The 21168-nt window shown below is 41.3% G+C and carries 22 protein-coding genes; 10 read left to right on the forward strand and 12 right to left on the reverse strand.

Annotation, left to right across the window (positions count from 1 at the left end):
* Positions 1–328 precede the first annotated feature (328 nt).
* Positions 329–496 carry a hypothetical protein gene (locus M3226_RS16460; RefSeq protein ID WP_251566931.1) on the forward strand — a complete coding sequence of 56 codons (168 nt, stop codon included), beginning with the start codon at positions 329–331 and terminating at the stop codon, positions 494–496.
* 181 nt (positions 497–677) lie between these two features.
* Here M3226_RS16460 and gloA2 read toward each other — a convergent pair whose 3' ends face one another.
* The 3 genes from gloA2 to M3226_RS16475 all read right to left on the reverse strand — a co-directional run bounded on the left by gloA2 (position 678) and on the right by M3226_RS16475 (position 4024).
* On the reverse strand, positions 678–1064 hold the full coding sequence (gene gloA2, locus M3226_RS16465) for an SMU1112c/YaeR family gloxylase I-like metalloprotein (RefSeq protein WP_251566933.1): 387 nt from the start codon (positions 1062–1064) through the stop codon (positions 678–680).
* A 122-nt stretch (positions 1065–1186) separates the two neighbouring features.
* The gene (locus M3226_RS16470) at positions 1187–3187 is read right to left on the reverse strand and encodes a galactosyltransferase-related protein (protein WP_251566934.1); all 2001 of its coding nucleotides are present in this window, start codon (positions 3185–3187) and stop codon (positions 1187–1189) included.
* Positions 3188–3220: 33 nt separating this feature from the next.
* On the reverse strand, positions 3221–4024 hold the full coding sequence (locus tag M3226_RS16475) for a UTP--glucose-1-phosphate uridylyltransferase (protein WP_251566936.1): 804 nt from the start codon (positions 4022–4024) through the stop codon (positions 3221–3223).
* Positions 4025–4321: 297 nt separating this feature from the next.
* Here M3226_RS16475 and M3226_RS16480 point away from each other — a divergent pair, with 297 nt between their 5' ends.
* The 4 genes from M3226_RS16480 to zupT all read left to right on the forward strand — a co-directional run bounded on the left by M3226_RS16480 (position 4322) and on the right by zupT (position 8464).
* Complete coding sequence (locus M3226_RS16480; RefSeq protein WP_251566938.1) at positions 4322–4753, forward strand: ATP-binding protein; 432 nt, start codon at positions 4322–4324, stop codon at positions 4751–4753.
* A 183-nt stretch (positions 4754–4936) separates the two neighbouring features.
* Positions 4937–5845: an ROK family protein gene (locus M3226_RS16485; RefSeq protein ID WP_251566939.1), complete on the forward strand. Its 909-nt coding sequence runs from the start codon at positions 4937–4939 to the stop codon at positions 5843–5845.
* Positions 5846–6057: 212 nt separating this feature from the next.
* Complete coding sequence (locus M3226_RS16490; RefSeq protein ID WP_251566941.1) at positions 6058–7461, forward strand: S1C family serine protease; 1404 nt, start codon at positions 6058–6060, stop codon at positions 7459–7461.
* A gap of 193 nt (positions 7462–7654) precedes the next feature.
* Positions 7655–8464 carry a zinc transporter ZupT gene (gene zupT, locus M3226_RS16495; RefSeq protein WP_251566943.1) on the forward strand — a complete coding sequence of 270 codons (810 nt, stop codon included), beginning with the start codon at positions 7655–7657 and terminating at the stop codon, positions 8462–8464.
* Between the two features lie 94 nt (positions 8465–8558).
* On the opposite strand, the gene M3226_RS32750 is transcribed toward zupT, so the two are convergent.
* Genes M3226_RS32750 through M3226_RS16510 form a run of 3 tightly spaced genes read right to left on the reverse strand, consistent with a single transcriptional unit; the run spans position 8559 to position 9517 of the window.
* Positions 8559–8744, reverse strand: coding sequence for a hypothetical protein (locus M3226_RS32750; RefSeq protein ID WP_374110618.1), 186 nt, complete (start codon positions 8742–8744; stop codon positions 8559–8561).
* Positions 8745–8804: 60 nt separating this feature from the next.
* Positions 8805–8960 carry a hypothetical protein gene (locus M3226_RS16505; protein WP_251566946.1) on the reverse strand — a complete coding sequence of 52 codons (156 nt, stop codon included), beginning with the start codon at positions 8958–8960 and terminating at the stop codon, positions 8805–8807.
* Positions 8939–9517, reverse strand: coding sequence for a transposase (locus M3226_RS16510; protein ID WP_251566948.1), 579 nt, complete (start codon positions 9515–9517; stop codon positions 8939–8941). Before M3226_RS16510 ends, M3226_RS16505 begins: the two co-directional genes overlap by 22 nt.
* 333 nt (positions 9518–9850) lie before the next feature.
* Here M3226_RS16510 and M3226_RS16515 point away from each other — a divergent pair, with 333 nt between their 5' ends.
* Positions 9851–10114 (forward strand): hypothetical protein, encoded by a 264-nt coding sequence (locus M3226_RS16515; RefSeq protein WP_251566950.1) that lies wholly within the window; start codon positions 9851–9853, stop codon positions 10112–10114.
* A gap of 68 nt (positions 10115–10182) precedes the next feature.
* On the opposite strand, the gene M3226_RS16520 is transcribed toward M3226_RS16515, so the two are convergent.
* The 5 genes from M3226_RS16520 to M3226_RS16540 form a co-directional block, all read right to left on the reverse strand.
* On the reverse strand, positions 10183–10626 hold the full coding sequence (locus M3226_RS16520) for a ferritin-like domain-containing protein (protein ID WP_251566952.1): 444 nt from the start codon (positions 10624–10626) through the stop codon (positions 10183–10185).
* A gap of 156 nt (positions 10627–10782) precedes the next feature.
* On the reverse strand, positions 10783–11688 hold the full coding sequence (gene galU, locus M3226_RS16525) for a UTP--glucose-1-phosphate uridylyltransferase GalU (protein ID WP_251566954.1): 906 nt from the start codon (positions 11686–11688) through the stop codon (positions 10783–10785).
* 352 nt (positions 11689–12040) lie between these two features.
* Positions 12041–13012: a UDP-glucose 4-epimerase GalE gene (gene galE, locus M3226_RS16530; protein ID WP_251566956.1), complete on the reverse strand. Its 972-nt coding sequence runs from the start codon at positions 13010–13012 to the stop codon at positions 12041–12043.
* A gap of 322 nt (positions 13013–13334) precedes the next feature.
* Positions 13335–14651, reverse strand: coding sequence for an ammonium transporter (locus M3226_RS16535; protein WP_251566962.1), 1317 nt, complete (start codon positions 14649–14651; stop codon positions 13335–13337).
* Positions 14651–15016 (reverse strand): P-II family nitrogen regulator, encoded by a 366-nt coding sequence (locus tag M3226_RS16540; protein WP_251566964.1) that lies wholly within the window; start codon positions 15014–15016, stop codon positions 14651–14653. The genes M3226_RS16535 and M3226_RS16540 overlap by 1 nt, the downstream gene beginning before the upstream one ends.
* Positions 15017–15262: 246 nt before the next feature.
* Between M3226_RS16540 and M3226_RS16545 the strand changes: the two genes are divergently transcribed.
* Together M3226_RS16545 and M3226_RS16550 are read left to right on the forward strand one after the other, a co-directional pair.
* Positions 15263–16063 carry an N-acetylmuramoyl-L-alanine amidase gene (locus tag M3226_RS16545; protein ID WP_251566966.1) on the forward strand — a complete coding sequence of 267 codons (801 nt, stop codon included), beginning with the start codon at positions 15263–15265 and terminating at the stop codon, positions 16061–16063.
* A gap of 189 nt (positions 16064–16252) precedes the next feature.
* Positions 16253–17554 carry an NCS2 family permease gene (locus M3226_RS16550; RefSeq protein ID WP_251566968.1) on the forward strand — a complete coding sequence of 434 codons (1302 nt, stop codon included), beginning with the start codon at positions 16253–16255 and terminating at the stop codon, positions 17552–17554.
* A gap of 243 nt (positions 17555–17797) precedes the next feature.
* Here the strand turns inward: M3226_RS16550 and M3226_RS16555 are convergent, their stop codons facing one another.
* Positions 17798–19063 (reverse strand): MFS transporter, encoded by a 1266-nt coding sequence (locus M3226_RS16555; protein ID WP_251566970.1) that lies wholly within the window; start codon positions 19061–19063, stop codon positions 17798–17800.
* A gap of 325 nt (positions 19064–19388) precedes the next feature.
* Here M3226_RS16555 and M3226_RS16560 point away from each other — a divergent pair, with 325 nt between their 5' ends.
* The gene (locus M3226_RS16560; protein WP_251566972.1) at positions 19389–19895 is read left to right on the forward strand and encodes an Lrp/AsnC family transcriptional regulator; all 507 of its coding nucleotides are present in this window, start codon (positions 19389–19391) and stop codon (positions 19893–19895) included.
* Complete coding sequence (locus tag M3226_RS16565; RefSeq protein WP_251566974.1) at positions 19892–21106, forward strand: aminotransferase; 1215 nt, start codon at positions 19892–19894, stop codon at positions 21104–21106. The genes M3226_RS16560 and M3226_RS16565 overlap by 4 nt, the downstream gene beginning before the upstream one ends.
* Positions 21107–21168: the final 62 nt, after the last annotated feature.

The following is a 21168-nucleotide window of genomic DNA, read 5'->3' on the forward strand; positions in this document are numbered from 1 at the left end:
TGTCCAAATGAGGTTTTTCGTGTAATCTTGTCCATGAGATGTGTCCTTTTTAGTGGATTTGGACGGGTTACCACCTGACTTATTCATTATAAAGGACTTTTTCTTTGCACAAAATAAAATTAGTGAAGATTTAGAGTGTTTTTAATATTGAAATTTAATTAACGCAACACTAGTGATACGAAATAAGTAAATAAATGTTTCACAAACTTGAAAAACACTTTTCAAATTAGAAGAATATAACATTTACTACTTCCACAATACACGAAAAAATCCCTTCCTGCCATAGACCACAAACGGAAAGGAAGCTAAGACTTAAGACGTATTTTTTATGGCGAAGGTTACATTTAGATGGTGGGATTCAACGGTAATCATTGTATTCGCAGTGCTAATGGTGACAGGCACCACTCGTGGGGGCTTTCTTCCTGTTTTGGTGTTAGTTGAGCGAGTTCCGGCTGATACCCAAGAATTATTGGAGTTGGTTCATAGGCTATGGTGAAGATAGCTTAAACTGAGAGGAGTATGGAATATTGTATTTTCTTTGTAAAGATCCTATACATCTTCATGGAATGAACCAGCAGCTTAGGAGCCATCATCATTTTGTATGGAAATCTCATTCCGGGAACTCCCACCATTCCTAGTTGACCGTAGTAGAAATGGTGACAGTCACCGTAGTTTTTTTACCGTTCATAAAGTTCAATGGGAAGGCCGTCAGGGTCTGCGAAGAAGGTGTATTTTTTGTTTGTGAACGGATCGACCCGGATTGGTTCTACTAAAATATCATGCTTCACTAACTCAGCCACTTCTTCCTCTATATCCTCTACCTCAAAAGCCAAATGTCTTAACCCAACGGCTTCCGGACGATTCGGCCTCGTTGGCGGGTTTGGAAATGAAAACAGCTCGATTTGGTATTGTCCTCCGACTTCTAAATCCAGCTTATAGGACTCCCTTTCCTCCCTGTACACTTCTCTTATTGGTGTAAGACCTAAAATTCTTACATAAAAATCCTTTGATTTTTGGTAATCGGAACAAATGACAGCCACGTGATGAATCTTCTTTAAGTTCATAAGTTTTAATCCCCCTTATATAGTTATCATATCAAAACTCCTGCCTCCAATTAATAGTATATAAAAAAAATGCCCCCATACATGGAGGCTTTTCTAAAGTTTCATTTAAACTATGTTTTGATTCACTTACTATTCGGGAAGACCTTATTCCATTTATCATTATCCAGTTCCCAATAAATCATTTTGTTGTCATCCTTAAAGACGATTATATGTTTTCCGTTCGGAAGTTTACTTGCCATTAATGGCTCTAAATTATCAAGTTGATAGATAGTTGGTCCATACCAAGGGAAGCTATCTTTATTGTTGTCTCGCAGCCAAAAACCAATTCCACCAGTTTTTAGTTTGCAGATTACACCAAATTGACCTGAATTATTTTCAAAAAATATTGGATTTCCAGTAACACCGTTAGCAAACTTCTTACTTATATTCCATCTCCCATTAGGATCCTGATAATAGTGGATCAAGGAGGAACCTGACCGAACAACAATCTCTGAATTCCCAAATTTACTTTTAATTGGAAGAGACACTGAATAATGATCTGAATCATCTTCATACCACGGATATTCCTTGCTTTTATACGGTTTAGTATGATGTTCCTGTTCCATATTAAGGATTAGTTTCCTGACAGGATCAGCTTGATCTCGAATTACGGGATGACATAGACAACTATTCTCCGCTTTATTTAGACAGGAAATCATTTCTTCCACGGTAAAGTAAGGCCGATATCGTATCATCCTTTCGTCCATTTTGTTTGGATAATTTTTTACCCTGAATCCAAGTTCCACAGCCATGTTTACGTAAAATACCTCATCCGTACCAAAAGAATGCGTTTCTATTAAAGCATTTTTTAACTTTTGTTTTCTTACTGGATCAAGTAATGCTTTCACTACTGGTTTAGATATTACCTGTCCAACATTGAAAACTCCATAGTAAGGTTTGAGATTAAATAATGCTTTCCACCTGTTTTTATCTTTTTTAAGTTCCTTTCCGATATACCAGTCTTCTTCTGGGATTCTTAACTTGATTGCCATATAATCGGCATCCTTCATTTGAGTTTGAATAAATTCTTCATATCCATTTTTAACGAACAATGCGTCGGAATCGATATTAATAAAATATTCATACTCAATACCCAACTCTTCTAACCATTCCATTACTTCCATAAAATAAATGGTCGTCCATCCCCGTACTAACTTATGGCTATATGGACAAACGGGTACACCTAACCCCTCACAAAGAGTTGGATCATTCCCTCCGTTGTATAAAACAATTGTACTATTGGGGCAATAGTATCGGACATTGTCAATTAACTGCTTGACTAATTCTCTATCCTCATGAACAAGGATGGCAAAACAAATTTTGCTTTTTGGTGATTCTGGTAAAATATTTTCGTAATTAGCTATTGTGGTAACTTGATGTTCCTCTAGTGTACTGCTCCGTTCCGCAAGGAGCTTCTTCATTTTTTCCTTTTTTCCACTTGCACGTTCATAACGTCCAAGAAGTTTAGCATTCGCTCTACCATTGGGATTTGTTTGATAGCTTGAAGCCGGATGCCATAGGTGATAGACCTTCCCCTCTATATTTACTAGTTTGCCGCACATCGTCCGAGCTGCATGGGAAAAGGCATCATCTTCCCCTCCCCAACCAATAAACCGCTCATCAAAACCTCCGACCGCTTCAAAATTCTCTCTAGAAATGACAAAGAGTTTTCCAGCAAATCCTTCATAGACCCAATTTGATTTATAACATTCTCCTGATTTTACATCTATTGGCCATTTTGGTTTTGTCTTGAGTAATCTCTCAGTTCCTTGTTTTTCAATATTGTAGACTGCCGTAAAAGGAACAACAAAACCTCCTTTTTTGAGTACTTTTATCGCTTCCACAATCAGATTAGGGTCATAAACCACATCCGCATCCGCTATTACGAAAATATCTCTTGTGGCTTTTTTAACCGCTAGGTTTACCGCCTTGGCTTTATTAACTTCCTTGCCAGAGATTAATCCTAAACATATCTCTGCTTCGGGCATAACACGAGCATAATACTGTTGAATCCATTCAAATGCCTTTGCTCTTGGGCCGTAATCCGACTGGAAAGGAATAATAATTGAAACTTTGTCTAACACAAAAACTCTCTCCTTTTATGGAATTTAATCGATTTATACTTTCTTACTCATTATTTTCATGAGTTCTACATATTCCTCTAAATTACCAATATCGTAACGATCCCCAGATACGATTTTTCCATATATAGGTTCGATCCTCAGCAAAAATTTAATAGCATCTGTTAACTGAAGTTCTCCGTCAACACCTTCCGTTAGATCCTCTATACATTGAAAAATAGTTGGGGTAAGAATGTATCTTCCGATAACAGCTAAATCCGAAGGAGGGTCTTGTCTAGGCTTTTCCACTATATTTTCAATTTGAATGAGATTAGTATTAGTTGCACCTTGGATAACTCCGTAGTTTTTTAATTGTTCTTGATTTACCTGTTTTAATCCTAAAACACTACTATTTGTCTCATTATACACATCAATTAACTGTTTAAGAGCGGGGGTTCGATCGGATAAAACAAAATCATCTGGTAATAGAACTCCAAATGGTTCATCTCCTACAAATTCTTTTCCTAGTCGTATAGCGTCCCCTAGTCCATTAGCATAATGTTGTTGGATGTAAGTGATATCTATTTTTGGAAGTTCTAAATGTTTAAGCATATGTTCTTTATTATTGCTTTTTAAAAAGTCCTCTAACTCCACTGAATGGTCAAAGTATTCCAAAATAGAATGTTTTGAATTGGAAATTATGATTAATAATTGTTCAATACCTGATTGAACCGCCTCCTCAACGATATGATGAATGGCCGGTTTTAAGCCTAAAGGAAACATTTCTTTAGGTATTGCTTTTGTAATAGGAAGATTCCTAGTGCCGTACCCGGCGGCAGGGACAATTGCTTTCCTTACCATAAGTTTTCCTCTCCTTTTTTATAATTTTGAAAAAATATAATCTTTCCAGAAATATAGATTATTTATACTATACTGTTAGCTTTATGTATCTTGCTATGAAATGGAAACGGCTTGTATCACAGTTTCACCCAAAAAAATTGGTTATTCAGGAAAATATCTAGTTACCGTAAGGCAACACAGTTAATTTGTCCCTGTCAAATTTACTCTGACTTGCATTACATAAAGTAAAACACTATTACAGTTGGGTTGTTTGTCTAATAGAGTGCAGGCAAGAATCTGATAAGGGAGAGATGTGACTTGAAATTAGGTATTATGTGCGGGATGCCGCTAAGCGGAAAATCAACATACGCTAAGAAGCTTCAAGACCAAGGGTGGGTTCGTGTATCTCTGGATGATATCAGGCTGGCTTTACATGGCGAAATTTATAAAGCAGAAGCAGAACCGCTCGTATGGGAAAGCGCTGAACTTATGGTCAGGTCATTACTAAAAAGCGGTCATAACGTAATTGTTGATACCACAAACAGGACAAGGGAGCGTCGGAAAAGATGGATACGGGTAGCTAAAGAGTTCGGACTTACATTAAAAATTTACTACGTTGATACGGACTACAAAACTTGCAAAGAACGTAACAAACCATTGAAACGACTATCTCAAGATGTATTAAAACAAATTTACAACGAATTTCAGACACCTACTCCAGATGAGGGGAAAATCATTATCGTAAATTAGTAAAAAATCATGACCGTCAGTTTGGAACATATTTCAAATTCCAGAATTCATTGAATTAAATGTCATTTTAAAAGAACAATGGCCATCAACTTAAAAGTAGTAATGAATGTTGTATCCTGATGAATACCCTAATAAAGAATAACATTATGACATTCCTAACCCACGTAGACTAGGGGGAAAATAGTGAAAAAATATATTGCCTTTGATATTGGCGGGACACAAGTGAAGCATGGTTTATTGTTAGAGAATGGATCCATTCTTTCCAAGGGAAGCTATGCTACCCCCTCCACAAGCCTCGAAATGTTTATTAAAAAAATGGTAAATACCATTAAGGCCTATCCAGAAAATACTAGTGTCAGTGGTGTTGCCATTAGTTTGCCAGGTCATATTAACCCACATACAGGTTACTCAGAACGAGCGGGAGCTATATCCGTATTAGATGGTCAGAATCTTAAAATATTGTTAGAAACCGAAATTTCACTGCCTGTTGAAATTGAAAATGATGGAAACTGTGCTGCTATAGCAGAAAAAATAAGTGGGAACGCAAAAGATTGTACCGATTTTATCTGTGTAACAGTTGGTACTGGAATTGGTGGCGGGATTTTTATAGACGGGAAACTTGTACATGGGCACAGTTTTAGAGGCGGTGAATTTGGTTTTATGATTACCCAGTCAACAGAAGATGTATTGAATAACAATGCTTCTACGTCTGCCTTAATAAGGTCCTATAAAAAGTTAAAGGGTATTAATGAAATTAAAAAGGTGGATGGCGAGACCATTTTTCTTAAAGCTGCTAAAGATTCTTCAGTGAAAAGACTAGTGGATGATTGGATAAAAATCCTTAGTTATGGAATTTATAACCTAGCTGCAACTTTAAATCCACAAAAAATTTTAATTGGCGGCGGGGTAATCGGCCAAGAAGGTTTAATAAAAATGATTAATAATCAACTTGACCGCCTTTATTGGTGGAAAGATATTAAGATTCCGGTTGAAAGTTGTAAACATCAAAATGATGCGGGAATGATTGGAGCTATGTATCATTTACAACAAAAGCAGCACAGGGAATCTGACACCCGTGAACAGGACATTTGAATAAAGAGTTAAGATGATAAAAGATGATTCCTTTATTAATAGGAGTCATTTTTTTTATATTTCATTGATAATTAGCTTTTCTAACTCCCGAATTAGTCTTTTAGACCTAAAAAATTCTCATCAAATTTTAATAATTTAACATAGACAATTTCCCATTCCTATTCCAAGGAATATATTGCAGAGTGAATTTAAATCAACCAAGAGGTGATATTTTGAAAAAAAAGGCCCTTTTTACCATACCTATTAGTTTACTGCTTATAGCGGTAATTATTGCCTCCTTTTTCCTAATAAATATTAAACCAGCCGAAGGAAAAATTGCGAAGGCGCAGAAGCTTGCTGAATATACAAAGCCGGCAGTTGTAAGAATTGTAGATTATACCGTGGTCAGGTGGCAGTTTAACAATCCCAATGATCCGGAAGTGATCTCCATACTTGAACAACTAAACAATCAATCGGTAGTGGGCGGATCTGGGTCTGGGGCGATTATAAGCTCGGATGGCTATATTGTCACAAATGCCCATGTGGTGGAAGCGACACAAAAGAAAGATGAAGACATTGCCAATGAAGCTTTTGAACAACTAGTTTCTATTGTGGCTGATTATTTTAAAGTGGATTATGAGACCGCCTATAATTACATGGTGGCTTATACCCAATACACGGATATTAAAAGAGTATTAAAGGTGGTATTACCAGGTGGAGATGTTCTCGATGGAGAGGTTAAAAGCTACGGCGCACCTATTAATGAAGGAAAGGATGTCGCCGTTTTAAAAATTGAAGGCAAAAACCTGCCTACCATCCCGCTCGGGAATTCAGACAATATCCAAAGCCAAGATAACATTTGGGTAAGCGGATACCCTGCCGCAGCTGATTCTGATCTTTTATCACCAGATTCATCATTAGTTTCTTCCATGACAGCAGGCCAAATTTCCGCTACCTCGAAAAAGACCGACCAAGGAAGCCCGGTTATTCAAATTAATGCAGCGGCAACACACGGAAATAGCGGCGGACCGGTCATCAATGATAAAGGGCAAATCATTGGTTTATTAACCTTTAGAGGCGATACGGTCAATGGTCAGGAGGTACAAGGATTTAATTTTGCTGTACCAGTGAATACGGTGCGGGAATTTGTGAATCAAGCCGGGGTAAGAAATACAAAGAGTGAAACCGATAAGCTATTCCAGGAAGGTTTGGAATTGTATTGGGGCGGTTATTATAAGCATGCCTTAGAGAAATTCGAGGCGGTGCAGCGGATCTATCCAAATCATTCGGAGATTAAACAATATATTGCCAATGCCGAGAAGAAGGTCGACAGCAGTAAAATGCTTTGGTCCGATTATGCTACAACCTTCTATATCGTCGATGGCGTAGCGGGTTTGCTCATTCTCATCCTTTTAGTGTTTACGTTTGTCGGAGGTAAACCCAAGAGTTCGGCTACAGTGGTTGCTGGACCTGTGGCCAGGCCTGCTCCGACACCAGCGGCACCTGCTCCAACACCGCCGGCAGCACCGGAAAACACCCTACAAGATCTAAACAAAGATGGAAAAATCGACGTCCAAGACATCCTCCTTGCCCTCGAAGAACACCAGAAAAAGCAACAGAAGAAGGACGAAGAATAGAATGGTGCCTGTCACCATTTGTAACGGGGGTGCAGTGTTTTTTACTGCATCCTTTTATTTTTGGGCGCTGCTATAGGTATGCGATTGTTTTTTGTGGAAATATGCCGACTAGATGCATATAAAGTATAACTGCGACTCTATCGTTGTTGTGATTCATTTGATATGGTTATTAATAAAAAGGAGTGATTTGCAGGTGACTGAAAATCTGTTATTAGCTTTTGGGCTAACATTATTTGCCGGCCTTGCAACGGGAATAGGCAGCCTCCTTGCCTTTTTTACTTCACATACCAATACCAAGTTTTTATCCGTCACCCTCGGCTTCTCAGCTGGAGTTATGATTTATGTATCGATGATTGAAATATTCTCAAAAGCTAAGACCGCTCTTGTCGATGCAATGGGGGTTCAGCCAGGAAACTGGCTCACTGTTGCTGGCTTCTTTGCCGGGATGTTGTTAATTGCTAGTATTGATAAATTTATCCCAAAGCAAAGCAATCCTCATGAGCTTAAGACGGTCGAGGATATGAATCCTCCTGACACCCAGGGAAAACAACCGGATTTATTAAAGATGGGGACCTTTACAGCCTTAGCGATTGGAATTCATAACTTTCCAGAGGGGATTGCCACCTTTACTTCAGCACTTCAGGACCCTAAGCTAGGGATTGCAATAGCAGTTGCGATCGCGATTCACAATATTCCTGAGGGGATCGCCGTTTCGGTACCAGTTTATTTTGCAACAGGCGATAAAAAGCGGGCCTTTAAACTGTCCTTCTTATCCGGTTTGTCAGAGCCCATTGGAGCTTTTGTGGCCTATTTGTTCTTAATGCCCTTTCTGAACGATATTATGTTTGGAATCATCTTTGCAGCGGTTGCAGGAATTATGGTCTTTATCTCTCTTGACGAGTTACTTCCCGCCGCTAAACGATATGACGAGGCCCATCTTTCAATATACGGCTTGATCGGTGGAATGGCTGTTATGGCACTGAGCTTATTGCTATTTATATGAGCTAAAAGTAGAAGACAGAGATGAACCCAAATGGCCTCACTGTCTTTTTCACGTGGACAAAGCCCACTCTTTGTCCACGAATGGTGCCTGTCACCTATTTCACTGTAGTGAGATTACAAATGGTGCTGTCACCATTGAGATGGATTGCTTCTTGGATGGTTTGGCCGGTGATGGCTGGGCTTCCTTGCAGGTCTGCGATGGTGCGGGCGATGCGAAGGATTTTGATATGGGTACGGTTGCTCCAATTACAATTCCTCTGAATGGCTAGCTGCTGCGGCATCGTTTGCTGGATCGCGGATATAGGACTTGTACGACGAAGGGTTTCTATGGAACTCGGCTATTACAAATCTCCTCTCCAGAATGCTAATATTATCTTTCTCTTGCCTCTTTCACCCAGTCGCTGATTATTCTCTTTAGACAGCTCCACTTCTACACTGACACGGTAGCCGTCCATTCCTTTTAAGCCGATACCCGTTACTCGAGCCCACATCGACACCACTCCCCCTCCCGCTTTAGGAGCTTTCCGTCTTCCCAGAAAAATTTATCGGTCTTAGCAGCATTCATGTATTGTTGGTAGTAATGGGCTGGAGGATCAGGAAAGTAAGATAGAATCGGTTTGGGGTCTATTAGCGGATGGACTTCGCCATATACATAGGTTCGGCAGCTGCTCCAGGGGTAATCTTCGGGGGATGAGACCATTCCGGCCTCTACCGGGTTTAGATGAATATATTTGCTGACATCAATCTCATATTCGCGAGAGTTAAGAAGTTCATCACCATAGCGTTTTTCAAACACATGGCCAGTGAACTCATACTTTTTGTTAAAATATTTCGCGTACTTGGTATTAAGATTTTTCATGATTATACTCAGAGGAGTTTCAAGCGTTTTCAACTGAAGATGGAGCTGAAAGGGGTAACGCATTCGTGTTTCTTCAACAAGGTCGAGATATTTCTGATAATCCTCCTTTTCCAAAAACAACGCGCTCTTCCGGTTCCCCCTGCTCGTCACATGATACTTCGCCCCTTCAAACCACAAACGGACATTTCTTACCAATAAAATCACTCCCTTTTCCTTGATAAATAGATTCGGTGTCAGGCACCATTTCCTCGTTTCACACGATGAGAATAGCACATTCAGTGACAGGCACCTTTCCCCTCTTCCCCATTATACAAATCTTTCTCATGCAAGCTCTTGATTTTTGAGGATGGTAACAAAATGTTCAAAGGTTTGGATTAAATGAATCGCCCCCTGTTAACTTTACGGGGCTTTTGTCCTTTAAAGACGGCCAAGCTTGATTTTTACTATAAACGTATAAAAGGTCCTAAGTCTTAATATTTATGTATAAGGTAGAGGAAGTTACCCACACTTACTTTCAACGAAGGGGGAATGTCTCTGAAAATTATAAGAATGACTCAGCGAATTATAGGTGTCATCCTCCTTGTGTACGGAGTCTACCTTATTTTCGGTACACAGGAGTTCTTCGGTACGATTTTAATTATCCTGGCCTTCTTAATCTTCCCAAGCCTAAATAAAGAAAAAAGAAAATCCCACAGTACTCAGAATAACTATAACAAACACAATCAAGAATCATCTTCCGACCATGATCATTTATACGAGAGCAGCAATTCAGCCGGAGAAAGCGGGGATTAATCCTTTTCCTCCAAGCGCTCAAATCAACAAAAAATGCCCCCATTTCAATTTCTCCGGGGGCATTTACACTATGATTTGGCTTTTGTAAAAAAATATAAAAACCATACAGCATGATTTTGTTCATCGACCGCCGCTCTTCTGAATGCCGCTTGAATCATCGGGTCAGTAGCCTTATCTGCGATTTCCATATAAAAATCCACCGTTTTCTGTTCATCCTCGATCGCAAACTTTAAGCCTTTCACATAACTGTTTGGACATTCTTCCGTGATTTTCGGCTGAGGCGGGTGCCCCGTTAATCTTTGATAAATATGAACAAACTGTTGATAATGCCTGACCTCATCCTCACGAATCTCCAAAATCCGCTCCCGCTCTTTCTTGCTAGAAGCCAAATTGGCCAACCTTGCATAACATTCAATGGCGCTATATTCACCATTTATTGCCTGTTCAATTTCTTGAATCAAGACATTCGTCTGTCTATATACCGCATCGTAATAATTCGTATATGGATACATAGGGGACCTCCTAATTTTTCTCCTTATTCATTCTATGAATAATCCTTAATTAGGTGTCTGCCCTTACAATCCAGCTGCACATGATCAAACATAAAAAAAGCCGCGATTTACCGGAGGATTTCCCCAAATAAGCCACGGCTTGGTGCATGAGACCATTTACACTTCCTGGATGTTGATATTCGGATTGTTTTCGTGTTCTTTGATGAGTTCCTTTAGGAATTGAATGAGTTCGTCTTGGAGTTCTTCTTGCTGCAAGGCGAATTCGACGGTCGTTTTGACGAAGCCGATTTTTTCACCGACATCGAACCGTTTTCCTTCAAAGTCATAAGCAAACACGCGTTGAATTTGGTTGAGCTTATGAATCGCATCGGTTAACTGAATTTCACCGCCAGCTCCTGCTTCCTGCTGATCTAGATACAAAAAGATCTCAGGAGTTAAGATATATCTCCCCATGATCGCAAGATTAGAAGGAGCTGTTCCTGGAGCTGGCTTTTCAACAAAATGTTTAACCTGATAACGTCTGCCTTCCTGCTCAAACGGGTCCACAATGCCATATCGGTGAGTCTCATCTTGTGGTACATGCTGAACCCCGATGATGGAGGAGAACGTCGCTTCATATTGATCAATTAACTGCTTTAAACAAGGTGTCTCACTTTGAACAATATCATCACCCAGCAGAACCGCAAATGGTTCATCGCCAATAAAGTTGCGCGCACACCAAACGGCATGACCCAGCCCCTTAGGCTCCTTCTGACGAATATAGTGAATATCCGCAAGGTTAGAGGTATAATTCACTTTACTTAATAGATCCCATTTTTCTTTTTCCATTAAATTTTTCTCAAGCTCAGGGGCAAAATCAAAGTGGTCCTCAATCGCACGTTTCCCTTTACCTGTGACGATAATAATATCCTCAATCCCCGAAGCAATGGCTTCTTCAACAATATATTGTATCGTTGGCTTATCCACGATTGGCAGCATTTCTTTAGGCATGGCTTTCGTCGCTGGTAAAAAACGTGTCCCCAGCCCAGCCGCCGGGATAATTGCTTTACGAACTTTTTTCACAGCTATCTCTCCTTCACATCATTTCATCATATGTATAATGATAACAATATTTCTAACTATTCTCCAAAAATCGACTGAATTAATTATATCATAAAATAGGGCCTAAACACCCAATTCGGTTGACGGCCCCCCATTAGGTGTATCCTTCCACATTTCTCTTATCAATCCCATCTAAGGCATCCTGAAACTCCTCAAACGTAATCGATTCACTGATAAATAATCCACAGGTCCCTTCCAAAAGTGTAACCTAAACTACTATAGCTATCAATAACCTGTAATCGCCTAATACCAGTAATGGTAAATCTAAAAAAAGCAATGCACCGTTAAAATGGTCCATTGCTTTTTGACTAAATTAATATAGTTGATTCTGATGCCATTTCCAGGCATCGGCAATAATTTTCTCAAGATTGCGTTCCGCTTTCCAGCCAAGTTCTGTAAAAATTTTATTAGAAGAAGCTATTAATCTAGCAGGATCCCCGGCACGGCGGTCCGCCATTTCTACATTCGCCTTAATCCCCGTAACTCGCTCGCACGTTTCAATGACTTCTTTAACAGAATAGCCAAGACCGTTGCCTAAATTATATGTCTCAGCGGATTTCTCCCCTGATAATAAAGTTTCCAAGGCAAGAATATGAGCATGTGCTAAATCGGTGACATGGATATAATCGCGGATGCATGTACCATCCTCTGTATCATAATCAGAGCCAAACACAGAGATTTTTTCCCTAGTCCCCAACAACTGCTGAAGAATAATCGGAATTAAATGTGTTTCCGGGTCATGACTTTCGCCAATGGCCGCAGATTGATGGGCACCTGCCGCATTAAAGTAACGCAGCACAACATAATTCAATCCATACGATTTTGAAAAATCAGCCAGCATCTGCTCAACCATTAACTTAGATTGTCCATAAGGATTAATCGGTGCAGTTTTGCTCTCTTCATCAATCAACTTCACATCAGGAATACCATATGTAGCAGCAGTAGAAGAAAAAATAAAGTTTTTCACTTTAAATTTAATCATCACTTTTAACAATGTTAAGGTAGAAGCCACATTATTTTCATAGTATTTCAATGGATCTATAACAGACTCTCCGACCAAGCTATAAGCAGCAAAGTGCATAACGGCTTTAATAGGATAACTTCTGAACACCATTTGCAGGTCTTCCTCATTACCGAGGTCCCCTTTTACAAAAATGGCCCTTTTATCAACCGCGTCACGATGGCCAGTTGATAGGTTGTCCAGTACTACAACATCCTCTTTTTCTACTAATTCCTTTACGAGATGGCTACCAATGTAACCAGCTCCGCCAACGACGAGAATCATATTCATTTCCCCTTAGCTAGAATTAAAAACCTTTTCTATTATAACATTATTCAAAAAAAACAGCTCACATCGAGGTATTAACAATATTTACCTACCAATTAAGAAAAGCGGAGGCGCCCTGGTCATCGGCGTATGGCCTGGAGCGCTCCAACTGAGATAAAGGAAACACGAAGAGCGATAGTGATTCGATGTTGACCTATCGTAGGGCGGAGAGCGAAGGCGTCTCGCTGCTAGGGCGCTGGAGCTAGACAATTCTCAAAGTTAAAAACTTTTATACTTTCTCACAAAAAAAGGCCGGATCCCAATGAATCCAGCCTTCTTCTTAAAATGAATCCCCTGTTTTTACTTTAGTAGCAGAGGGCGGAGCTACCGTAATCCCTGTTGTCTCTTCAAAATTGAACAAGCTCGCCGGGATATCCGTAAACCGCTCCAACTCGTTATACGCCGGAATGCCATGGTAAGACATATCCAAGCCCTCTTCTTCTTCTCGCTCAGTAGCGCGGAGGCCAACCGTCTTTTCACATACCTTCGCCATAAACGTCCCGCCAATTAAACCCCAAGCCATTACAACAACCGCGCCTAATAGCTGAACAAGGAGGAGTGAAACATGACCAGTTGTCAATAAACCGTCCGTTTTATCAAACAATCCAACCGCAATCGTTCCAAATATCCCGCCAAAACCATGAACAGCCACGGCGCCAACTGGATCATCTACCTTTAAATAATCAACAAAAAGCGTAGCATAAATGACCAATATACCACTAACCGCTCCGATGATAACAGAAGACCATTCCGAAACATACGCACACCCTGCCGTAATGGCAACCAATCCTGCTAACACACCATTAATCGTCATACTCGGGTCTGCTTTACCGAATTTTTTCATCGTTAAAAATAAGGCAGCTGAACCGCCGCTCGCGCCAGCAAGCATCGTATTAATCGCAACCGGTGCAAGCGCAGGACTCGATGCATCCAATGTACTTCCGGCATTAAAAGCAAACCATCCAAACCAAAGAATAAAGGCACCTGCCGAAGCTAACGGGATGTTACTTGGCGCAAATACATTCACACTGCCATCGGAATTAAACCGGCCTTTCCTCGGCCCGAGCCATTTCGCCATTGCCAATGCCGCAAAGCCGCCGACCGCATGGATCGCCGCCGAACCCGAAAAATCCTTCATCCCAAGCTTAGCTAACCAGCCGTCACTATTCCAGATCCAGTGGCCGCTCATAGGATAGATCACAATACAGATGAGTGCTGCCGTTACCACATAGGCTTTGAAATTCATGCGCTCGGCAACTGCGCCTGAAATAATCGATATGCTCGCAACCGCAAAACCCATTTGAAAAAGAACAAAGGCGGTACTAGGCAAATGAACAGCAAGGTGGATTTTTTCAGGACTTCCAAACAAATTGGTCCCGATGAATCCAAAGGCATCTTTCCCGAACATAACACCAAATCCAACCACCCAAAACGCCAAGGCTCCTATCGTTAGGTCAACGAAAATTTTCATGGTCACATTCACCGCATTTTTCGTTCGGACAAATCCGGCCTCCAGTAAGCTAAATCCTCCCTCCATAAATAATACCATTGCCGCTGCCAAAACAATCCAAACTGTATTGATATACGTCAGTACCATTATAGTCCCTCCTCCCGGTTTACTAGATCATCAATATCATCATCAAATTTCCCCGTCCGAATGTTATAGGCTTCTAGAATCGGATAAACATAGATTTTCCCATCGCCCTCTTCTCCGGTCTGTGCCGCCTTTACAATCGTCTCAATCGTGGATTCCACTAAATAATCGGAAAGAACAATTTCTAATTTCACTTTAGGGTGCAGCGTCACTTGATAATTTTTCCCGCGATACACACCTTTTGTATCCTTTTGTTTTCCTCGTCCCACTACCTGAGAAACGGTAAAACCTGTGATGCCGATACTCTTTAAACCCTTAATTGTCTCAGTGAGCCTTTCGGGCCTGATGATTGCCTCTATTTTCTTCATGGAAACACCTCCATGTTATATTTCCTAACATCAATATGATAAAATATATAACATTTCTATCCCCGACGTCAATTAATATTTTTAACCAATTTTTATATTCTGAATTATTTTAAAAAGGGTATGTTTGTAAAATTTAGCCAACTAATTGAAGTTGGCTTTTTTTGTGTTTAATGGCAAATGCACAAGCCCGATGACAGCTTATCCCATATGATGATTTGAATGCACTTTTATAAAGGAGGAGATAAGATGAAACTTTATTTGGATCCAGGCCATGGAGGTAATGACCCTGGGGCCCAAGGGAGTGGTTTAAACGAAAAAGACGTAACATTAGATATTGCCCTTAAATTGCGGTCCATCTTACTCAATAACTATCAAGATATTGAAATAAAAATGAGCCGGACGACCGATATCACGAAAAGCTTGAGTGAAAGGACCAATGAGGCAAACAGCTGGGGCGCCGACTATTATCTGGCGATCCACATCAATGCCGGCGGAGGGTCTGCCCAAGGATATGAAGATTATATTTACAGCGGCCTCTCAGACACATCCACCTCGGCAAAATATCAGGATATCATTCATGCTGAGGTCATGAAATTAAATCAATTAAAAGACCGCGGCCAGAAAAAAGCCAACTTTCACGTCTTACGTGAATCGAACATGGCGTCCCTATTATCGGAAAATGGTTTTATCGATAATTCCCATGACGCTGCTTTAATGAAGCAATCCAGCTGGCGTCAAAACGTGGCCCAAGGCCATGCCAACGGGATTGCGAGCGCGTTCAATCTTAAAAGAAAACCGGCCGATCCTGGGACAGGCACCCTATACAAGGTCATTGCCGGATCGTTTCAAGCAAGAGAAAACGCCGATGAACGGGTAGCCTTCCTTTCCTCTAAGGGAATTGATTCATTTGTGACTACAGTCACGATTTCCGGTCAAACCTGGTATCGTGTACAAGCAGGGGCCTATGCCAACCGGGAAAATGCGGAAGACCGTTTAGACGAGCTGAAGCGGACAGGCATTACCGATGCGTTTATTATTGCCGAATAATTTTTTGGAATGATCCTTCATCACTATGATGAGGGGCTTTTCTTTTGCTAACTTTAAAATTTTTATGACAATAACCCTACTTAGCCTAAGTCAAAATAGGAAAAAATAAAGTTTACCTCTTGATAGTCGCAATAAAAACGAATATTATAGTAAAGTTGCTAAAAATTGTTCGTATTTCGGAGGATTCTAATGTTTAGATTGAAAGAAAATCATACTAATACAAAAACAGAACTGATGGCTGGGATTACAACCTTTTTCACTATGGTCTATATCGTGGTCGTCAACCCTGTCATTCTAGCCGATGCCGGCGTACCATTTGAACAGGTATTTTCCGCCACCATCATCGCTGCCTTAGTCGGAACCCTATGGATGGGGCTTTTTGCTAATTACCCCATTGCCATCGCACCGGGAATGGGTTTAAACGCCTACTTTGCTTATTCAGTCGTCGGCGGCCACCAGGGGATTAGCTATCAAACGGCCTTTGCCGCTGTGTTCGTAGCAGGAATTATTTTTGTCATCTTATCATTAACACCGTTTCGTGAAAAATTGATTGAGGCCATTCCAGAGAATTTAAAGCACGGAATTACCGCTGGAATTGGTTTATTTATCGCATTTATCGGCCTGCGTCAAACCAAAATTATTACCGCTGATCCTTCTAATTTAGTAGGTTTGGGTGATCTGCATTCCTCTTCTGCCCTTTTAGCAATTGTAGGATTGGCTGTTACATTAATTTTGATGGTTCTTAGAGTCAATGGGGCCTTATTTTTCGGGATGATTGTTACCGGGGTGATTGCTTACTTTACAGGGCAGCTTTCCTTTGCGAAAGGATTCATGTCGCTTCCATCTCTTCCGGAAGGGCTGATGATCGGAAATCCTATCACTGCCTTCGGTGATGTCATCGGGCACAGTCTTTATGCTGTAGTCTTTTCGTTTATCCTTGTGACGATTTTTGATACAACAGGGACGATGATTGGGGTTGCCAATCAAGCCGGGTTAATGAAGGGCGACAAGCTGCCGCGTGCCAGACAGGCCCTCCTCTCTGATTCCATTGCAACAATGGTCGGATCGATTTTGGGGACAAGCCCGACAACCGCTTTTATAGAATCGACTTCCGGTGTTGCGGCTGGCGGCCGGACTGGTTTAACCTCCGTAACTGTGGCGGTTTTATTCTTGGTGTCAGCCTTCTTTGGCCCGCTTGTTAGTGCCGTGTCGGGAATTGCTGCGATTACAGCACCAGCGTTGATTATTGTCGGCAGTTTAATGATGGGCAGTATCGCCAAAATTAATTGGAATGAACTTGATGAAGCATTCCCGGCCTTCCTTACGGTTTTAAGTATGCCGCTGACCTCCAGTATTTCAACAGGAATCGCGCTCGGATTTATCACTTTTCCCATTTTAAAGTTGGTGAAGGGGAAATGGCGCGAGATTCATCCATTACTTTATGTGTTTGCGGTATTGTTCTTTATTCAATTAGCATTCTTGCAGTTCTAATAAGAAGCGCAAGGCGCCCGTCTATCGCAGACAAGCATAAGACGAGCCGGCCGAAAGGTTGCTTTTTAACCTTTTGGACGGCTTGACTGTAGACCATCTAGGTGCTAGGCGCTGGATCTGGACGTTGACAGTCCTTTTATTAACAGTTAGTTATCCACGAGCGATAATTTCCTAAACGAAAAGCGCCCTGGCCAGGCGCTGGAGCTAGATGTAAAAAAAAAGAGTCCGAATCCGGACTCTTTTTTATGCCGTTATTTCACTTGGCTGCTTTGCTTCCTGGTGATCTTCTTTAATAAAAATTCCCCCGATTAACCCGAGAAGCGAGAAAACAACTGGAATGATAAATCCATTATGATACCCAACACTTGCGGACGATGTATGGAAATGGTCTAATACCTTCCCAAAAATACTTGGCAGGAGAACCGCACTTAAAAAGCCCCCTGTATTGGCAAAGCCCGATACGACACCGACTTCCTTCATATCAAATGACTTTCGTACAACCGCGAACGTTAACGAACTGGAACCATTTCCATAGCCAATCAGTAAAAAGATAATGACGAGCATATAGTATGGCGGTTTGCCGCTAAAAAATAAAACGAGCCAGCTGACAAACGCAATCACATGTACCACGATGAACGGACGCTTTATCGAATCGAATCTGCTTGAGATCCAGCTTGTCAGCGGTGCGCCAACGAGGGCACCGATTAGACCGAGCATCACAAGCTGACTTGATTGCGACCGTGTCATATCATACACATGCATTCCATAAGGAACCGCCCAAGAACCGATGAATCCCACGTAGGTCCCCACTAAGCCAAAATGACAAAAGAAGGCAGCCCAGGCCTGACGGCTTGAAAAAATCCGCCGCAGCACGATGATTGTTTTTTCGCGCGGTTTCTTTTGTTTCACCTTGACCGTATCATTTTTAAATAACTGTTTCGATTTTTTTTCGAGTACAAAGTATAGCAGCACGGCGCTCAAAACTAAAACAATCCCTGTTATAAAAAAGGGCGTGCGCCAGCCTGATAAGGAGATCCACGCTGAAAAAGGAACGGTCGCGAGCAGGAAACCAAAGCTTCCGGCCATTCCCGCCATTCCGAGTAAGCCGACGAATTCTCTGACTTTAAACCATTGGCTTAAAATCAAGACGAGGTTGACCCAAATCGTGGCATCCCCTAATCCTGCCAATAATCTCGCCACAAGGAGGAAAAATGCATTTGGTGCGAGACTGTAAATTAAGGTACCAATCCCGTTCAGCAAGGCACCAATGATAAGGAAGAAATTCGGCCCGTACCGGTCAGATAGAATTCCAATTGGTATTTGAAAGCCGGCATAAGCTAAAAATTGAATACTTGTCAGCAATCCAATGGTTGCCGCGGTTAAATTGAAGTCCTTCATTAACTGGTCAGAAATCAAGCCCGGTGCTGTCCGTTGACTGACGATTAAAAAATACGTAAACAAGACCGAGGCAAAAACGACCCATCTATATTTGCTAGTTTGTTTTTCCACAGTTCACTACTCCTGTTGCTAGAATCTATTTCCTATTATACTCCAATTTTTTAATTAGATTTTACATATTTTATGTGAGTGCGTTTTCATTTAAAAAATGATGAATTAGCCTCACGGAAACTCTTTATTGAGATTACTTCATTCGTTTCTGCTTCCCCCCTCTTTCAGAAAAATACAAAATTTTTTTCAACATCACGTGACAGACATCGCAAATAGGATTAAAATCATCAATAAGTGAGAAAAGCGCAAGCGCCTTGGTCAGGGAAAAAGCCTAGGGGCTGAAGCTAGCAATAATTAACGTTCAAAGAAACAGGAGGACATCTACATGCAGCTTAACAGTGAAGAAATTGAAATCTTAAAAATCATTGAAGAAAATCATAAATTACCTATAGAATCCATTGCCTTAATGGCCATGTGCAGCGAAGAAACGGTTAAAGCCACCATCGAAAAATTAGAACAATCACAAATTATCATCAGCTATCCGACCTTAATTGACTGGAGCAAAGTAGAGGGGCAAGAACACGTCATCGCGATGATCGACGTAAAAGTAACACCGAAACGCGGGGTCGGTTTTGATGAGGTAGCCCAACGAATCGGCCGTTTCCCTGAGGTATCATCGCTTTACCTCATGTCAGGTGCCTATGACCTATCCATCACCGTCGAAGGAAGATCAATGATACAAATTTCCCAATTTGTATCAGAAAAATTATCGACGATTGAAAATGTCGTCTCAACGACTACCCATTTCATGTTAAAAAAATATAAACATGACGGCGTTATTTTTAAAAGTGATAATGATGATAAAGACCGCAGGATGGTGGTTACACCATGAGACACGAGCATGCACACTATCTATCCCAAACAGCCATAGAACTGCAGCCTTCCGGGATTAGAAAGTTTTTCGACCTTGCCGCAAGCATGGAAGGGGTTATTTCACTAGGTGTGGGTGAACCAGACTTCACCACGCCATGGAGCATTCGCGAAGCGACCATTTTATCACTCGAGGAAGGCTATACCTCTTACACAGCAAATGCAGGTCTGCTCGAATTACGGGAAGAAATCACGAACTATTTAGTCACAAGGTTCGGCGTAGCTTATAATCCTAAAAACCAAGTAATCGTAACGATTGGAGCTAGCCAGGGTATCGACCTTGCCTTTCGCGCTATTTTAAACCAAGGCGATGAGGTCTTAATTGTCGAACCGGCCTTTGTCTCCTACGGACCATTAGTGGCGATTGCCGGGGGGAAACCTGTTCCTGTTTCCACCTCTCCGGAAAACGGCTTTAAGGTAACACCGGAGCAAATCGAAGCAGCGATTACACCAAACACAAAAGCCATTTTACTATGCTCGCCAAACAATCCGACTGGTACTATGTTAACGAAAAATGAGCTAATGGAAATCGCCGACATTATCAAGAAGCACGACTTACTTGTAGTCTCGGATGAAATTTATGCCGAGCTTTCCTATGATGAAGAATTTTGTAGTATTGCCTCGATTGAAGGCATGTATGAGCGGACAATTCTTATAAATGGTTTTTCCAAAGGGTTTGCGATGACAGGCTGGAGATTAGGTTTCCTCGCCGGACCCGTCGAGTTTGTGGAGGTCATGTTAAAAATCCACCAATATACCACCATGTGCGCGCCGCATATGCTTCAACACGGCGCGATTGAGGCCCTTCGCAATACGTACGATGAAGTGATCTCGATGAGGAACAGCTATCGCCGGAGACGGAATTATATGGTGCAGACTCTGAACAGGATGGGGCTCGATTGCCACAATCCCGGCGGCGCCTTTTATGTATTTCCATCCATTCGCCAAACTGGCTTAAGCTCTGAACAATTTGCTGAGGAACTGTTAATGCAGGAAAAAGTCGCCGTTGTACCAGGTCATGTTTTTGGCGAAAGCGGGGAAGGTTACATCCGCTGCAGTTATGCCGCTTCTATGGAACATCTTCAGGAAGCACTCAAACGAATTCAGCGCTTTATCGAATCAAAGGGCGTCTATGGCACCAATACTCAAGCAAAAAAAGTAGAGGTTGATTAAGAAAAACAGCCAAAATTTTATAAATGATATAAAAATGACGTATGTTGACATACGTCATTTTC

Source organism: Neobacillus cucumis (assembly GCF_023715505.1).

What these genes read in the sequence shown, in the direction of transcription:
- M3226_RS16540 (WP_251566964.1), bottom strand. Translation starts at nt 15,016, where the DNA reads ATGAAGAAAATAGAGGCAATCATCAGGCCCGAAAGGCTCACTGAGACA.
- M3226_RS32750 (WP_374110618.1), bottom strand. Translation starts at nt 8,744, where the DNA reads ATGCCGCAGCAGCTAGCCATTCAGAGGAATTGTAATTGGAGCAACCGT.
- M3226_RS16535 (WP_251566962.1), bottom strand. Translation starts at nt 14,651, where the DNA reads ATGGTACTGACGTATATCAATACAGTTTGGATTGTTTTGGCAGCGGCA.
- M3226_RS16565 (WP_251566974.1), top strand. Translation starts at nt 19,892, where the DNA reads ATGAGACACGAGCATGCACACTATCTATCCCAAACAGCCATAGAACTG.
- M3226_RS16520 (WP_251566952.1), bottom strand. Translation starts at nt 10,626, where the DNA reads ATGTATCCATATACGAATTATTACGATGCGGTATATAGACAGACGAAT.
- M3226_RS16475 (WP_251566936.1), bottom strand. Translation starts at nt 4,024, where the DNA reads ATGGTAAGGAAAGCAATTGTCCCTGCCGCCGGGTACGGCACTAGGAAT.
- galE (WP_251566956.1), bottom strand. Translation starts at nt 13,012, where the DNA reads ATGATTCTCGTCGTTGGCGGAGCTGGTTACATTGGTAGCCATCTCGTA.
- M3226_RS16550 (WP_251566968.1), top strand. Translation starts at nt 16,253, where the DNA reads ATGTTTAGATTGAAAGAAAATCATACTAATACAAAAACAGAACTGATG.
- M3226_RS16460 (WP_251566931.1), top strand. Translation starts at nt 329, where the DNA reads ATGGCGAAGGTTACATTTAGATGGTGGGATTCAACGGTAATCATTGTA.
- M3226_RS16515 (WP_251566950.1), top strand. Translation starts at nt 9,851, where the DNA reads ATGTCTCTGAAAATTATAAGAATGACTCAGCGAATTATAGGTGTCATC.
- gloA2 (WP_251566933.1), bottom strand. Translation starts at nt 1,064, where the DNA reads ATGAACTTAAAGAAGATTCATCACGTGGCTGTCATTTGTTCCGATTAC.
- M3226_RS16560 (WP_251566972.1), top strand. Translation starts at nt 19,389, where the DNA reads ATGCAGCTTAACAGTGAAGAAATTGAAATCTTAAAAATCATTGAAGAA.
- M3226_RS16545 (WP_251566966.1), top strand. Translation starts at nt 15,263, where the DNA reads ATGAAACTTTATTTGGATCCAGGCCATGGAGGTAATGACCCTGGGGCC.